12 protein-coding genes are annotated in these 14,583 nt (G+C 33.2%); 2 read left to right on the top strand and 10 right to left on the bottom strand.

Going from position 1 to position 14,583, the window contains the following annotated elements; genetic code table 11:
• Positions 1-521: 521 nt before the first annotated feature.
• On the bottom strand, positions 522-848 hold the full coding sequence (locus H6578_02185; GenBank protein ID MCB9225967.1) for a cytochrome c: 327 nt from the start codon (positions 846-848) through the stop codon (positions 522-524).
• A complete protein-coding gene (locus H6578_02180; protein MCB9225966.1) occupies positions 848-4,543 on the bottom strand; it encodes a gliding motility-associated C-terminal domain-containing protein in 3,696 nt (1,231 codons plus the stop codon). The genes H6578_02185 and H6578_02180 overlap by 1 nt, the downstream gene beginning before the upstream one ends.
• Positions 4,544-4,640: 97 nt before the next feature.
• Between H6578_02180 and trmB the strand changes: the two genes are divergently transcribed.
• Entirely contained in the window at positions 4,641-5,333 is a 693-nt protein-coding gene (gene trmB, locus H6578_02175; protein ID MCB9225965.1) for a tRNA (guanosine(46)-N7)-methyltransferase TrmB, read from the top strand.
• A gap of 48 nt (positions 5,334-5,381) precedes the next feature.
• Positions 5,382-6,146, top strand: a complete 765-nt coding sequence (locus H6578_02170; GenBank protein MCB9225964.1) for an Eco47II family restriction endonuclease — start codon at positions 5,382-5,384, stop codon at positions 6,144-6,146.
• Here the strand turns inward: H6578_02170 and dcm are convergent.
• The 8 genes from dcm to H6578_02130 all read right to left on the bottom strand — a co-directional run bounded on the left by dcm (position 6,122) and on the right by H6578_02130 (position 14,578).
• Positions 6,122-7,360, bottom strand: a complete 1,239-nt coding sequence (gene dcm / locus H6578_02165) for a DNA (cytosine-5-)-methyltransferase (protein ID MCB9225963.1) — start codon at positions 7,358-7,360, stop codon at positions 6,122-6,124. The two genes, H6578_02170 and dcm, sit on opposite strands and share 25 nt — an antisense overlap.
• A gap of 80 nt (positions 7,361-7,440) precedes the next feature.
• Positions 7,441-8,013 (bottom strand): aminodeoxychorismate/anthranilate synthase component II, encoded by a 573-nt coding sequence (locus tag H6578_02160; GenBank protein MCB9225962.1) that lies wholly within the window; start codon positions 8,011-8,013, stop codon positions 7,441-7,443.
• Positions 8,014-8,019: 6 nt separating this feature from the next.
• Positions 8,020-8,547, bottom strand: a complete 528-nt coding sequence (locus H6578_02155) for a CvpA family protein (protein ID MCB9225961.1) — start codon at positions 8,545-8,547, stop codon at positions 8,020-8,022.
• On the bottom strand, positions 8,544-8,993 hold the full coding sequence (locus H6578_02150) for a GatB/YqeY domain-containing protein (protein MCB9225960.1): 450 nt from the start codon (positions 8,991-8,993) through the stop codon (positions 8,544-8,546). Before H6578_02150 ends, H6578_02155 begins: the two co-directional genes overlap by 4 nt.
• 6 nt (positions 8,994-8,999) lie before the next feature.
• Positions 9,000-9,350, bottom strand: coding sequence for a Smr/MutS family protein (locus H6578_02145; GenBank protein ID MCB9225959.1), 351 nt, complete (start codon positions 9,348-9,350; stop codon positions 9,000-9,002).
• Positions 9,340-9,837: a TlpA family protein disulfide reductase gene (locus H6578_02140; protein MCB9225958.1), complete on the bottom strand. Its 498-nt coding sequence runs from the start codon at positions 9,835-9,837 to the stop codon at positions 9,340-9,342. The genes H6578_02145 and H6578_02140 overlap by 11 nt, the downstream gene beginning before the upstream one ends.
• A gap of 66 nt (positions 9,838-9,903) precedes the next feature.
• Entirely contained in the window at positions 9,904-13,410 is a 3,507-nt protein-coding gene (locus H6578_02135) for an efflux RND transporter permease subunit (protein MCB9225957.1), read from the bottom strand.
• Positions 13,403-14,578 (bottom strand): efflux RND transporter periplasmic adaptor subunit, encoded by a 1,176-nt coding sequence (locus tag H6578_02130; protein ID MCB9225956.1) that lies wholly within the window; start codon positions 14,576-14,578, stop codon positions 13,403-13,405. The genes H6578_02135 and H6578_02130 overlap by 8 nt, the downstream gene beginning before the upstream one ends.
• Positions 14,579-14,583: the final 5 nt, after the last annotated feature.

The following is a 14,583-nucleotide window of genomic DNA, read 5'->3' as shown; positions in this document are numbered from 1 at the left end:
TTTTTATTTGTTTTATGACCATCCGTCTTATACCAATAAATTATGTTCTGAAATAGAATTTTTTGGACGTTTAAGTAATTTGAGTTACAGCTCGTAGTCTTTTACTTTTGTCTTGATACAAAAGTAACAAAAAATCAAGACTGTAATCAAAAATGCTAAAATGCCATAAAACAGACGATGACAAATTAATGTATGCTCAATTTCAGTTTTACTAAAGTATTTTCAATTGAAGGAGCATACTAATTTGTCTGTTTATTGTTTTATAATTTCATTCATTTTGGATGCCTGTTTTACATCATTTCCTAACGTATTTTTGATTAAGGTCAGTTAAAAGTGCACCTTAAGTTTGTAAGCGGGGTACCCATTAACCGAAAACTCCGTAAAAAATTAAACTGTTTGAAGAACGGAGTGATATGTTTTTAATTTTTAGAAATTGAAGCTTTACAATGTTTAGTTATACCGATTAGGAATATATAATAGTCAATTCATTATTGTACTAAATATAATATTAACAATCGGTACTATTTTATCGCTAAGCTATCTATATAAACAGCCACTTTTTGTATTTCTTCTATACTTAAAACGTCTTTAAAAGGATTCATTACGCCTTTGCCATAAGTTATTACTTTTACTCTATCTTCATGGCTAAGTTGGGTTACAGATAAATCTTTTGCACCAGAAAATCCCATTTTGCCATCTGCTCCGTGGCAGGCTACGCAGTAAGTTGCAAAAACTTTTTTGCCCGTCATTGGTTCTCTGTTTTCTGCGTTAGGGGCTTCATATTGCCCATTTGAAGAGCAGGAAACCAGCACTAATAAAATAGTAGTAGCAATAAGTATATTTCTCATTACCTAATTATCGTAATATTACCTGATTTGGTTATTTTTTCCTTGTCTTTAGTTTGGGCATTTATCATCCAAGCGTACATGCCAATTTCTACATCTCGCCCTTTGTACGTACCATCCCAGCCTTTACTTATATCTTCGGTTTTAAAAACTATTTCGCCCCACCTGTCATAAATAGTAAAGTCTATAAGTTTTTCTATATTTAAGTATTTTATAATTTTAGCTATATCGTTAACACCATCGCCATTGGGAGAAAAGCCCGTAGGAAAAGCCAATAAAGTAAGCACATCAACATTTACACGTGCTGTATCATAATTTTTACATCCTGTAGCATTGTCCGTAATTTCAAGTATGTAATCTGTTGTGTTAAAAGGACTCATTTCCGGATTATAAGTGTATGGCGAACTTACAATTCCGTCTATGGTTCTATCTACCGTGTACCAAACTGGCGAACCTGCTCCATTACCATTTAAAAATCCTGTTTCATCTCTATAAATGGTTATATCTTCTCCTGCATCTACACTTGGCAACTGATAAACCGTAATAGTATGATAAGCCGTATCGTTAAAACAATCGTTGGCTACATCTACAAAAATAGTTATTGTAGAATCGGGGTAAGCTTGCGTAACCGAATATGTGGAATTTGAAAACAAACCATCTTCATTTGGATACCAATGATAATACAAACCACCATTACCCTGCAAATCGGCAAAAAATCCGTAGCACATGATGCTATCGCCACTTATTGAAGCCGTTACAGGCAGTTGCACGTTTACATAAATAGAATCTGTAGCACTACAAGCATGTATATTTGTAGTAGTATGGTAAAACATAGTTGAATCTGTGGGAACAACCGTAGCTATAAGTGTATTGGCATTTAAAATGGTAGCTCCATTATTTGAAGTCCAATCAAAATAAATACCGTCATTAGTTGTTGCGGTAAGTTCTAAACTATCGCCTAAACAAATATAGCCTACATAATCTAATGGATAACTCAAGCTTAAGCGAGGTGTATCATAAGCCAATATTAAAACTGAATCTCGGCTATCGCAAACCAAGCTACCAATATATTCTTCTGCATAAACATAATACCAAGTATCTACCAAAGGCGAAATAAAAGGATTTCTAATATTTACGTCTGTAATTGTAGGGTCGGTAGTTGTCCATAAATACAAATCTAAACTATCGGGCTGAGCATTAAGCTGGTACGGCTCATCTCCAAAACAAATAGAATCCATAGGCCCTGCATCAACAGGCGGAGGAGAAAGTACATTTATGGTTATGGTATCTCTATCTAAATAACAATAATTTACCGTAGAAAGGAAATAATCTTGTGTAACAGGCGGATAAAACCCAGGTTCTCTAATACTGGGGTCGGTAACAAAATTGGTTGGCGTCCAAGAGTAAGTAGTTACATTTCCTAAATCTAATACTTCTACATAAACGGTATCGCCACCACAAACAGAATCTATATCTACTTCTATTAACTCTAAAGCAGGATTTAGCACAGCTACTTTAACAGAATCTTGAGCGGTACAACCATTATTATCGGTTACTTCTACAGTGTAAATAGTAGTTGTAGTAGGCGAAGCATTAGGGTTTGATACATTAGGATTATTTAATCCCGTAGTTGGTGTCCAAGTATAAGCTATTCCTCCGCTGGCTTGCAATGGCACAGTAGTATTATAAGAAATAACATTAGCCACATTTAAGCAGACAGAGGTATCTTCTCCTGCTTCTGCCAAAGGCAAAGGAAATAAATCTATAAAAACAGAATCGTTATTTATACAGCCGTTAGCATCGGTTACTTGCACATAAAACATTACAGGGTTCGTATCTAAAGAAGCCGTAGGATTGCTAATATTAGCATTATTCAATAAGCTGTCGGGCGTCCAAACATAATTAGTGCCACCACCGGCACTTAACTGCACACTGGTATTAGGGCAAATAGGCGAATTAGCCGTAGTATTTGTAACAGGAAGTGGATTTATGGTAATGTTTTGTGTTATGGTATCCATACAACCCAAAGTGGAGGTGCCAATCAATTGAATTGGAAACGTGCCTGCACTAGTAAAAACATAATCTACATCTTCTGTATTAAAAATATTTCCGTCAATTGTCCATTCATAATTTTGAATAGAACCACTTTGTATAGACGATATATTATTAAAATTAACCTCTGTACCTACACAACTTGGGTTTGCAGAAGTATAGTCTAAATCAGGAAGAGGATGTACAGTTATTTGCTTAAAAGCGGTATCTATACAACCTTTATCGGTAGTAACGACAAGATACGCATTAAAAGTACCTGCTACACCATATTGATAAGTTGGATTTTGCACATTTGAACTATCTGCCGTAGTAGATGGATCTCCAAAATTCCATATCCAAGAGTTAACATTACTAGATGTAGAAATCGTATTATCCGAAAAAACTACATTCATATTTAAGCATGAATCTTGAACCGTAAAATCTGGTTCAAAAATGGGATAAATAAATACTATGAAAGAATCAGATGTTGCTTCGCATCCTGTAGAAGTAATTCCCGTAACTGTTACATAAAAAGTACCCGTATCAGCATAAAAATAACTGGGAGTTGGCCCAGTAGCTACATCTGTCGTTATTCCAGGCACGCCAAAATCCCATTCATAACTTACAATATCTACACTATTACTCGCATTAAACTGAACTAAGCCCTCATTACACTTGGCACTAATAATACCAAAGCCTGTTGCAGGGTCTAAACCTAAGCTAGTATTATAATCAACAATAACTTCTGGATAATCGCATGGTGTAACTACATACTGAAAATCTCTTGTAACTGTATTGAGGAGAACTCCATTTCTATATTCTGACACACAGACCCCCATAACATAAATTCCTTGAGCAGAAGGATTAATCGTCATAAGTCCAGTATTAGGATTAAGGTTCATTGTTCCTCCAAATGGATTTGTAGCACTGTAACCACTTCTCCACACAACAGTATTGTATGGTGGTCCATAATTGGGATAACCTCCTCCCGAATTTAGTGTAAAAATATCAACTGCCGGATTATTTTGGTCTAATCCAAGATAGGGGTTGCACAAATGATAATATAAAGAATCTCCATCTACATCCGTTGCTGAAAAATCCAAAACTTTCTCCCTATTTACACAAATATATTGATTAAAATCATCAAAAGTTGGAGAGCTATTAATAGTATTTAAAGGAGGTACTGTTGCTATTGAAGAAAAGCCTTGATCTCCAGGCAAATTTAAATTTTGAATAATATTATTTCGGCAACACCTGCCATAAACAATTTTTGTAGATAAATTAGCATTATAATTATTTAAAGTAGCTAAGTTTACCGTAAAAACATAAAATCCTTTTTCGGTTTCAACATTAATAGATTGATTTTGACATGGCTGGAGCACAACGGGCACCATTTGTGTGCTAGTAAGAGGATATTCTCTAGCTTCTAAAAAAGTACCATTAGAATTATAAAAACTTATTGCAGCATTTGGGTCTAATGGTGTGGAATTATTTGGTGGAGGGTTTCCATTAGTAGATAAATTATCTCTGTAAACTATGAGCGTTACCCTAATTGTACTACCTGACAATCGTTGATAAGTCATCTCACCCCCCACTAAATGCGTAGCAAAAGCAAAGTCAGAAGAAAACGCCAATACAATAAATAGTACTATCTTTTTAAAATACATAAACGTTAATTAAACGAAGTTTTTTCAAAATTAGTTTTGGAGTGCAAAGATAACATTAATTCAAATCTTATACTTTTGCATTAAATTAATTTAAGAAATGGGCAAAGACAAGCTAAAACGATTTAACGAATTAAAAACCTTTCCTAATTTTTATGAAAATTTGGATTTTACAAATCCTGCTTTAACCAACTATGAAAATAAAATAGTTGATTTAAAAGGTAAATGGCATACTGAGCATTTTAAAAACAATAATCCTATAACCATAGAATTGGCTTGTGGCAAAGGCGAATACACTTATGGATTGGCAAAAAAATATCCCAAAAGAAATTTTATAGGTGTTGACATAAAAGGAGCAAGAATACATAAAGGAGCCAAAGAGGCTTTAGAAGAAAATTTAAGTAATGCGGCATATTTACGTACTAAAATAGAACAATTAGACTTATTTTTTGCTGCAAATGAAGTAAACGAAATATGGATAGTATTTTCTGACCCTTTTCCTAAAGACCGACATGCCAAACACCGACTAACACACCCTAAGTTTTTAGATTTATACAAAAAAATATGCACCAAGAATGCAGTAATTAATGTAAAAACAGATAGCGAGCTACTTTTTAACTATACACTTGGCGTTTTAGATGGTAAAGAAATGGTTTATGAAATTGTAGAGCGTGATATATATAGGAAAGGAACTACTGTTCCCGAGCTTACAGAAATTCAAACTTTCTACGAAAAAATGCACATAGCAGACGGACGGAATATTAATTATGTACAGTTTAAGTTGTTTCAGTAGTAGTGAAACATTATAGAATATTTGTAAATTTGGCATCTAACATTTTCTATGGCAAATAAATATGTTGATTTTGTAACAGACAAACATTTTTTGAAGTGTATTGAAAACTTATATGCATCATACGTGAAAGCCAAAGAAAAAATCTCAAAAAAGAAGTTTTACAATAACAAAATAGACACCATAAAACTAACTTTTGATACTAAATTCAATAATATTGATGAAGAAAGCATTATAGAAACGGAAATTTTACGCCAAATAGATAAATCTATAAATAATTCTATTGGAACATTTCACGAACAAATTCTTGGAGGCATTAAGGGCTACGAAATAGGAAATTTGAGTGGTTTTGATATTAAAGCTAAAGACAACACACTTTTTGCCGATATTAAAAACAAACACAACACAATGAATAGCAGTGCCGCTGAGGCATTATTTCAAAAATTAGCTCGCTATGCAAACGACTATAAACAGGCAAAATGCTATTGGGTACAAATTTTAGCCAAAGGTAGTTTTAACGAACATTGGACAGGCGACATCAACGGAAAAGAATATAGCCACAGCCGAGTTTTTAAGATTTCGGGAGACCAGTTTTATGCACTTTTATCAGGCAACAAAAATGCACTTTATGAACTTTACCAAGCATTACCTACTGCTATTGATGATTTTATGAAAACTGCCGATAAAAAACAAAACAAGTCTATAAACTCCGCACTATCTGAAATAAAAACCGAGACAAAACATTCAAAACGCTCTATTCTTAACCAAATTACTTTTGAAAATTACAGCTATTATCTTGGTTTTGATAAACTGTAAAGGTCATTCAATAATTTTACCACAGAATAACCTATTTCTATACCCAAATTAACTGGCACTGCATTGCCAATTTGCTTATATTGCTGTGCCATAGAGCCTGCAAATTCCCAATCATCGGGAAACGTTTGTATTCGGGCATATTCCCTAACAGTAAAAGGTCGGGTTTCGTCAGGGTGGCAACGCTCGGTTTGTTTTTGAGCAGGACTACAAGTTAAAGTAAGCGAAGGTTCATCCCAACCTATTCTGCGAGCCATTCCCGTTTTTCCACCACCAAGATAAAAGCTACCCCCCATATATTCTTTTTGAATTTCAACAGGTAAATCTCTCCAATAGCCTTTGGGAGGCACTAAATCAAGCACTTGTTTTTTATATTCGGGATATTTTGCTCCTTTTGATTTTGGAACATTACAATCAAACAATTCGCCTTTTTTTAATGCATCTTTTAAATTATAAATTTTCTTGTGTGGTTTTGGATATTCAAATTTAATATCAATATCTTTTCTTACCCCAACCAAAACCAACCGTTCTCTTTTTTGAGGCACTTTATAATGTATAGCTTTCAACACTTGAACAGGAACTACTTTATAACCAATTTCATCAAGAATTGACACCATTCCATCTAATGTTTTCCCTTTATCATGGCTTAAAAGTCCACGGACATTTTCGCCTATGCAAACAGCAGGCTGAACTTCTTTAACCACTCTTGCAAATTCATAAAAAAGTGTTCCTCTGGCATCCTCTAAACCTAATTTTTTACCCGCATAACTAAATGCCTGACAAGGAAATCCTCCTGTAACCACATCAACTTTACCTTTGTACTTATCAAAGTTAAATGTCTTTATATCTCCTTCCAAAACATTCCAATTCGGGCGGTTTTTTCGTAGCGTTTCACAAGCCCATTTATCTATTTCATTTAGAGCAATACATTTTAATCCTGCTTTTTCTAAGCCAAGAGCTAATCCTCCTGCCCCAGCAAACAATTCTAATACAGAATATTCATTATTGGGTTGAATAAAGTTAGATACTTCATCTATAGTTAACTCCTCAAAAAAATTGCCCAACAATGCTTGAACATCAGATTTTTTATACACCCGATAGTTAGAAACAGGTTCTCTTACAGCATTTAAAATCCCATCATTATCCCATCTTCGCAATGTTTCTTTACTTTTACCAATAAGTTCTGCTGTTTCTGCTAATGTTAAATATTCTTTCATATAACCAAGTTATTAAACCTTATACAATGGTTACAAATTTAAGACTAAAAAAGAAAATTAAAAAGGATTAAACAAACATTCTACTCACCACCCACATACTCAAACCAATTTCTAAGTACTATTAAGCCTTCTTTACTTAATATTGACTCTGGATGAAACTGTAAGCCTGCCAATGGAAGCGTATTATGTGCTATAGCCATAATCTCGTTATTTTTTGTAGTAGCAAGCACTTCTATTGGCTGAACTACATTTTTTAAAACCAAAGAATGGTAACGCATTACTGCTATTTCTGTTGATAAATTTTTAAATAAATAATGCTTACTATTTACATTAATTTTAGACACCTTACCGTGCATCGGTTTATTGGCTTTTACTAACTCTGCACCAAAAAACTGACCCAATGCTTGATGTCCTAAACAGATTCCCAAAATAGGTGTAGTAGTGTGGTATTTTTCTATTAATTTATTAGTTATTCCCGATTCTGCCGGTGTGCATGGTCCCGGAGAAATAACAATACTTTCAAAATTCAATTTATCAATCTCTTCAATGGTTTTTTCATCATTTCTAACTACTATACATTGCTTTCCTAATTGGCTGATATAATCTACCAAATTATAGGTAAAAGAATCGTAGTTATCTATAAGTAAAACCATTTTAAATTAATTGGCAAACTCTTTTACGGTATTATTCATCATTTCAAAAGATTCTTGCAAATACGGTATTAATGCCTGCATAGTTTTTAAAGTAAAAGGACCAAAAGGCACTATGTATTTATAACTATAAGAACTACTTATTAAACTCTCTGTAAAAATTCCTGTTTTAGAAATAAGAAATACCAACAAACTAAACAACATACTTGCTATTACTGCCCATAAAATGCCTCCTGCCAATTTGTTTACAACATTAAGCATAATGGTTTTTAAAAATTTTTCGGCTAAATAAGCCACTAACCGCACTGCCAGCACTACGGCTATTAATACTAAAACAAACGAAAGTGTAGGCATTATAACCGCAGGAATATTAAACTGCGTATTTAGCCAAACTGATGCGGCTGATGAAAAATTCATAGCAATTATAACACCCAAAACAATGGCTATTAAACTTAATACTGAATATATAATTCCTTTGCTATAGCCATTGTAAAATGCCGCTAAAATTATAAGTACAAATACTACATCTAATATCATTGTAAACTTGCTTTCACTATTTCAGCTATTGTTTTGCCATCGGCTTTGCCTGCCATTTCTTTATTTGCCATGCCCATCACTTTTCCCATATCTTTCATGCTGCTTGCACCCGTTTTTTGTATTATTGTAGCAATAATCGCTCTTATTTTATCTTCGTTAAGTTGCTCTGGCAAAAACTTTTCTATTATTTCTATTTCTTCTTTTTCTGTAGCCGCCAAATCTTCTCTCCCTTGGTTTTCATACACATCTAATGATTCTTTGCGTTGCTTTACCATCTTTTGCAAAATTTGTATCTCCTGCTCCTCCGTAATTTCGCCACTAAAACCTTTCTCTGTTTTTACCAACATTAATGCCGATTTTATAGCTCTTAATGTTCTCATACCTGCTTGGTCTTTTGCCAGCATAGCTTTTTTTAACGCTTCTTGTACTTTTTGTTCTAAACCCATTTTTATTTATTTAAAATATACTATTGTTTCTCCTTCGTTTTTAGCATTTAGCTCAAAACGCTTTACATGAGGTGTTTTTTTAAGTCTTTTATAAAGTTCTTTTTTCAATATTCCAGCACCTTTGCCATGTATTATTGAAACTTTATCTTGATTGCTCAACAATGCTTTATCTATTATTTTTTCAAATTGTTTTAATTGGTCTTCAAGTGTAGGTATATCTTTTTGCTTTAACTTATCATTATTCCTATGCAAATCGTTGCTTACCGTACTATTGTGCAATTTATTTTCTGCTACGGGGTCATAATCGCCACTCATCATGGCTTTTAGTAGCTCTAATTTTTCTTTATCAATCGGCATAGTTCTTTTTTAACATAGCTATAAAATTATCCTCAGCCCAATTTTTACCTCCTATTTTACTATAAACTTTTACCCCTTTTTTATTAAAAATATAAGTAGTAGGAAATTGTGTAACACTGGTTTCATCAAAATTCAAAATTTGGACAAACTCAATATTTGGATATTTCTCTTTAAATTTTTGAATTTTAGCAAGCGGTTCATCACTTACAGCTATTACTTTTATTTGATTCCATTTTTCCGGCATTGCATTCAGTGTTGGCATTTCGTGTACACACGGTCCACACCATGTTTGCCAAAAATTAAGCACCACTACTTCGCCTTTATAATCATTAAGAGAAATAGGTTCTTTTTGGTAGGTAACTAATTCAAGTTTATCTTGGTTAATAGTAGGTACTATATATTTGCGTTTTACAAAAATTAAAACAACAACTATTAAGCCTACGTAAAAAACTACATTCCAAATCTTTTTTAAAAGTTCTTTATTCATCATTATACATGTTTTAACAATGAACTTTAAAGATAAGTTTGTTTTATTGCTTATGCTATGTTAGTACTAATTTTTCTTAAACAAGTTTGAAAACTTATGCCCCGCTAAGTCAAATAAAAGTATCATAACAGGCACGATAACCAATGTTAAGAAAGTAGAAAACGTAAGACCATAAATTACTGTCCAACTTAGTGGTCCCCAAAACATTACGTTATCTCCACCTATGTAAAAATTAGGACTCATGGTAGATAAAAATCCTTCAAAATCTATATTAATACCCACGGCTAATGGAATTAAACCTAAAACAGTGGTTACGGCTGTTAAAAGTACGGGTCTAAGTCTTGTTTTTCCTGCATATACAATAGCTTCTATAATTTTTCCTTTTGATAAACGGTCGGTTTTTTTCATTCCCAGCTGTACCTTAAACCTATCTCGGGTTAGTTCTGTAAAATCCATTAAAACTATGGCATTGTTTACCACTATTCCTGCTAAGGAAATAATACCAATCATAGTCATAATAACCACAAACTGATCGCCAAAAACGGCTAAACCTAAAAATACTCCTATAAAACTAAACACTACTGAAAGCATAATAATAACCGGAGCGGTAACAGAATTAAACTGTGCTACTATTATCATAAAAATAACAAAAACGGCTATCATTAAGGCATTTACTAAAAATGACATTGACTTAGCTTGCTCTTCTTGTTCTCCTGTAAAATCTATATTATATCCTTCCGGCAATCTTAATTTTTGAGGTGTAAGTTCATTTTTCAGTTTTGCAATTATTTCATTGGCATTACCTTCAGATGTAACATTAGAATACAAAGTAACCACTCTATCTAAATCTATTCTTCTTACCGCTCCTAACGATGAAGAATATTGAACATCTGCAATAGCAGAAACGGGCACTTGTTTGGTTTTTCCATCGCTTTGGTCTCTAAAAGTTATGAGCATATTTTTTAGCGTTTCTAAATCATAACGTTGCTCCCTTTTAAAACGTAACATGATAGGATAATCCTCATCACCAAATTTTATAGATGAAATTTCTTTGCCAAATAATGCCGTACGCAAAGCCCCTGCCACTTGCCCTGTAGATAAGCCATAGGTTCTTACAGCAGCTCTATTTAGGTTAAATAATAGTTCGGGTTTGCCTTCGTCTAAATCTGATTTTAATTTTTCAAGACCTACAATTTCTCCATCGGCAACAGCTTTATTTATAATGGTTCTAACTTGATTATGAATTTTAATTAACTCATCAAATTCATCTCCACTTATGGCTATATTTATTGGTGGTCCCACAGGAGGCCCTTGTGGGTCTCTATCTACAGAAACTACTGCTCCCGGTATTTTGCCCACTAAATTTCTTATTTCATTCATTGCCAATTCGGTATCAAAACGCTGCATTTTTCCATTCATTTCTACCTCTGTACGCTTTTCGTATTCAATAAATGAAACGGTAATTTTTGATTTATTAGGCGTTACACCTTGTGTTTCAGTAGCTCGTGTAGGATCGGAGGTTCCTGCACCTACGTTTATTAAAATAGACTCTACATTTTTACCTATACCTAAGCCATATTTCCCCATGGCTTTAATCACTTTATCTTCTATTTTTCGGGTTTGTTCGTTGGTATAATCTATATCTGTTCCGGTAGGAAACTCTATAAAAACATTTACATAATTTGGTTTCCCTTCGGGGAAAAACACAACCTCCGGCATATTAGCTCCAAAATAAAATAAGGAACCAAATAGCAAAACAAACATTCCTATAAAAACCCAAACGGGTCTAAATCCTTGCAATGTCCATGACACGGTATTTTCGTACCAATTTTCAAGAACAGGTAAAAAGTTTTCTTGAAATTTTTCAGCTAAAGGACTTAAAATAAATCTGTTTATTATAGCTATAGATGAAAAAATACCTATTAAATTTCCTACTACAACCATTGGTTTAATATCAGATTTTAAGCCAACAAAAACCAAAATAGCACCAACAACTACGCCCACTCCGTAGGTTAATAGAAATTTAGTAACATTAGTTCTCTGAGCTCTTGTTTCCTCATCTAATTTCATGAAATATGAAGTTAAAACAGGATTAATAACCAAAGCCACAAACAGTGAACTGGATAAAACAATAATTAATGTTATAGGCAAATATTTCATAAACTCGCCCATAATAGACTGCCAAAATATTAATGGGAAAAAAGCGGCTAAAGTAGTAGCTGTAGATGCTATAATAGGCACAGCCACTTCGCCTACACCTTCTTTACTGGCGGTTATTAAATCTTTACCTTCTTGCAGCAGTCTATATACATTTTCTACTACCACTATACCATTATCTACCAGCATACCTAAGGCAAGCACTAATGAATATAACACCATCATATTTAGCGTTACACCCATTATATTTAGTATTAAAAAGCCCATAAGCATACTAAGAGGAATGGCTATACCTACAAAAAGGGCATTTCTTAATCCTAAGAAAAACAATAAAACCAACACCACTAATATAACCCCCGAAATAATACTGTTTTCAAGGTTAGAAACTTGCAATTTTGTTTGTAGTGAAGTATCGTTTGTAATGGTAACATCTAAATCTTTATCAAAATGCGATTTTTTAGCATTTTCTACTATTACCATTATTTTATCTACGGCATCAATTAAGTTTTCGCCATTTCTTTTCTTCACATCTAAAGAAACTACGGGAGAGCCGTTTATTCTGGCATAGCTGTCTGTTTCTTTTGCCCTAAAAGTAACGGTGGCAATATCTCTTAAAAATATGGGTTTTTGATAATCGCTTTTAACCACTAAGTTTTCTATTTCTTGTACGCCCGTAAATTCGCCCACAAGCCTAATAGTTCTTCTACTGCCATCTACTAAAATATCGCCAGCACTTACCGTCATATTTTCGTAGTTTACGGCATCTTCTATGTCTTTAAAGCTAACTTTAGCCGCTTCCATTTTGGCATTATCTACGGCTATATTTAGTTCTTTATCTATACTTCCTCTTATTTCTACTTTAGACACTTCTTTTAGTGCTTCTATTTCATCTTGTAAGTATTCGGCATTTTCTTTAAGCTGTTCTAAAGTATAATTTTCTCCACTTAAATTTATATTTATAACAGGAATGTTAGACATATCTAACTCAAACACATTAGGCTCTCGGTCTAAATCGCTGGGCAATTCACTTTTGGCTTTATCTACGGCATCTTTTACATTTGCCAATGCTTCAGCTACGTTTACATCAAAATCAAACTCTACAATTATAGTAGTATAATCTTGTATAGAAGTAGAACGTATTTCAGAAACGTCTTTTATAGAGTTTATTTCTTTTTCAATATGTCGGGTTATTAAGTTTTCCATATCCTCTGGCGAGTTGCCCGGATATGCCACCCCAATATAAACCGTAGGAATACTAATTTCGGGGAAATTTTCTTTAGGCATAGATCTATATGCTCCAAATCCTGTGATTAGGATTAAAAACATTAGTATAAATACACTGGTTCTGTTATCTATAGATAAACTGGATAAGAAAAACTCTCTGTTAACGTCTTTATTCTGGTTTTCGTTACTCATTATTTACCGTTGTATCTGTTATTGTTTTATTTAATTCTATCTCCTGCTGGTCAAGTACGTATCTAAAACCTTCTTTTATTAGCAAATCTCCTGCATTTAATCCTTTATCTACTACCACTTCGCCATTATAAGTATCGCTTATTTCTATGTTTATTTTATGTGCTGTTGCCACTCCCGTAGCATTATCTACTTTGGCGGTAAATACAAAAAATCCTTTAGCCGATTCTTGCAAAAATTTAGCGGGTATAACGATTACATTGTCAAAAGTTTTACTTAAAAATTTAACTTCAACAAGCATATTCGGTTTTAAATCATTTTCTTTATTATCTACTTTTGCTGTTATTTGAAAAGCTCTGTTAAACTGATTTACGGTTTGCCCCACGGCACTAACTTTAGCTTCTTTGGTTGTATTTAAAGTAGGTACATCTACCAGTATTTCATCTCCTACTTTTACTTTTCCTAAATAAGCTTCCGGTAGGTCAATTTTTACTTCCATATCGGTATTATTTACTATAGTGGCGGCAGGATAGCCCGGAGCTGCCATTTCGCCTAATTTTAAACTAACTGCATCTATATAGCCGTTTATTGGTGCTTTTATGGCTAATTTACTTAGCTGTGTATTTGCCGTTGCTTTTTTATTTATTAAAGATTCATAGTTATTTTTTGCTTGCAAAAATTCTATTTCAGAACCTATATTTTGATCCCATAATCTTTTTCTTTTATCATAAACGTCTTTAGCTAAGGTTAAAGCCGTTTCTAATTCGGCTATTTGGTTTAAAACTACTGAATTATCAAGTTGAATTAGGGTTTGCCCTTTGCTAACTCTCTGACCTTCTTGTACATATATAGCTTTTACCAAGCCACCCATATCGGTAGTTATGGTAATATTGTTTTCTGAATAAGTTTTACCTTGTGCTTCTATATAATGTTTAAAAGTTGTTTTTTTCAGCTCTTCTACATTTACTAACTCTAATATGTTTTCTTGTTTAGTAGTATCAAGTTCAGCTATTTGATTTTCAACCGTAGTGAGTTTTCCCTCTAATTTTTTAATTTTAGATGTTAACTTATCTTTTTGCTTATTTAGTTTATCTAAATCTGTTTTTTTTCCTCCACAAGATGCCAGTAATAAAACAACTGCTATTATGTATAATAAATTTCTTTTTCTCATTGATT

It is taken from the genome of Chitinophagales bacterium (genome assembly GCA_020635995.1).
In the GTDB taxonomy this organism is placed as follows: domain Bacteria; phylum Bacteroidota; class Bacteroidia; order Chitinophagales; family UBA8649; genus JAFMKE01.
Note: the sequence above shows the minus strand (reverse complement) of the source record. Positions and strands in the feature narration are given on the sequence as shown.

Bases quoted from the DNA above. Each gene is read 5' to 3' on its own strand.
- H6578_02130 (MCB9225956.1), bottom strand. From the start codon at position 14,578: ATGAGAAAAAGAAATTTATTATACATAATAGCAGTTGTTTTATTACTG.
- H6578_02135 (MCB9225957.1), bottom strand. From the start codon at position 13,410: ATGAGTAACGAAAACCAGAATAAAGACGTTAACAGAGAGTTTTTCTTA.
- H6578_02170 (MCB9225964.1), top strand. From the start codon at position 5,382: ATGGCAAATAAATATGTTGATTTTGTAACAGACAAACATTTTTTGAAG.
- H6578_02145 (MCB9225959.1), bottom strand. From the start codon at position 9,350: ATGCCGATTGATAAAGAAAAATTAGAGCTACTAAAAGCCATGATGAGT.
- dcm (MCB9225963.1), bottom strand. From the start codon at position 7,360: ATGAAAGAATATTTAACATTAGCAGAAACAGCAGAACTTATTGGTAAA.
- H6578_02160 (MCB9225962.1), bottom strand. From the start codon at position 8,013: ATGGTTTTACTTATAGATAACTACGATTCTTTTACCTATAATTTGGTA.
- H6578_02150 (MCB9225960.1), bottom strand. From the start codon at position 8,993: ATGGGTTTAGAACAAAAAGTACAAGAAGCGTTAAAAAAAGCTATGCTG.
- H6578_02155 (MCB9225961.1), bottom strand. From the start codon at position 8,547: ATGATATTAGATGTAGTATTTGTACTTATAATTTTAGCGGCATTTTAC.
- H6578_02140 (MCB9225958.1), bottom strand. From the start codon at position 9,837: ATGAATAAAGAACTTTTAAAAAAGATTTGGAATGTAGTTTTTTACGTA.
- trmB (MCB9225965.1), top strand. From the start codon at position 4,641: ATGGGCAAAGACAAGCTAAAACGATTTAACGAATTAAAAACCTTTCCT.
- H6578_02180 (MCB9225966.1), bottom strand. From the start codon at position 4,543: ATGTATTTTAAAAAGATAGTACTATTTATTGTATTGGCGTTTTCTTCT.
- H6578_02185 (MCB9225967.1), bottom strand. From the start codon at position 848: ATGAGAAATATACTTATTGCTACTACTATTTTATTAGTGCTGGTTTCC.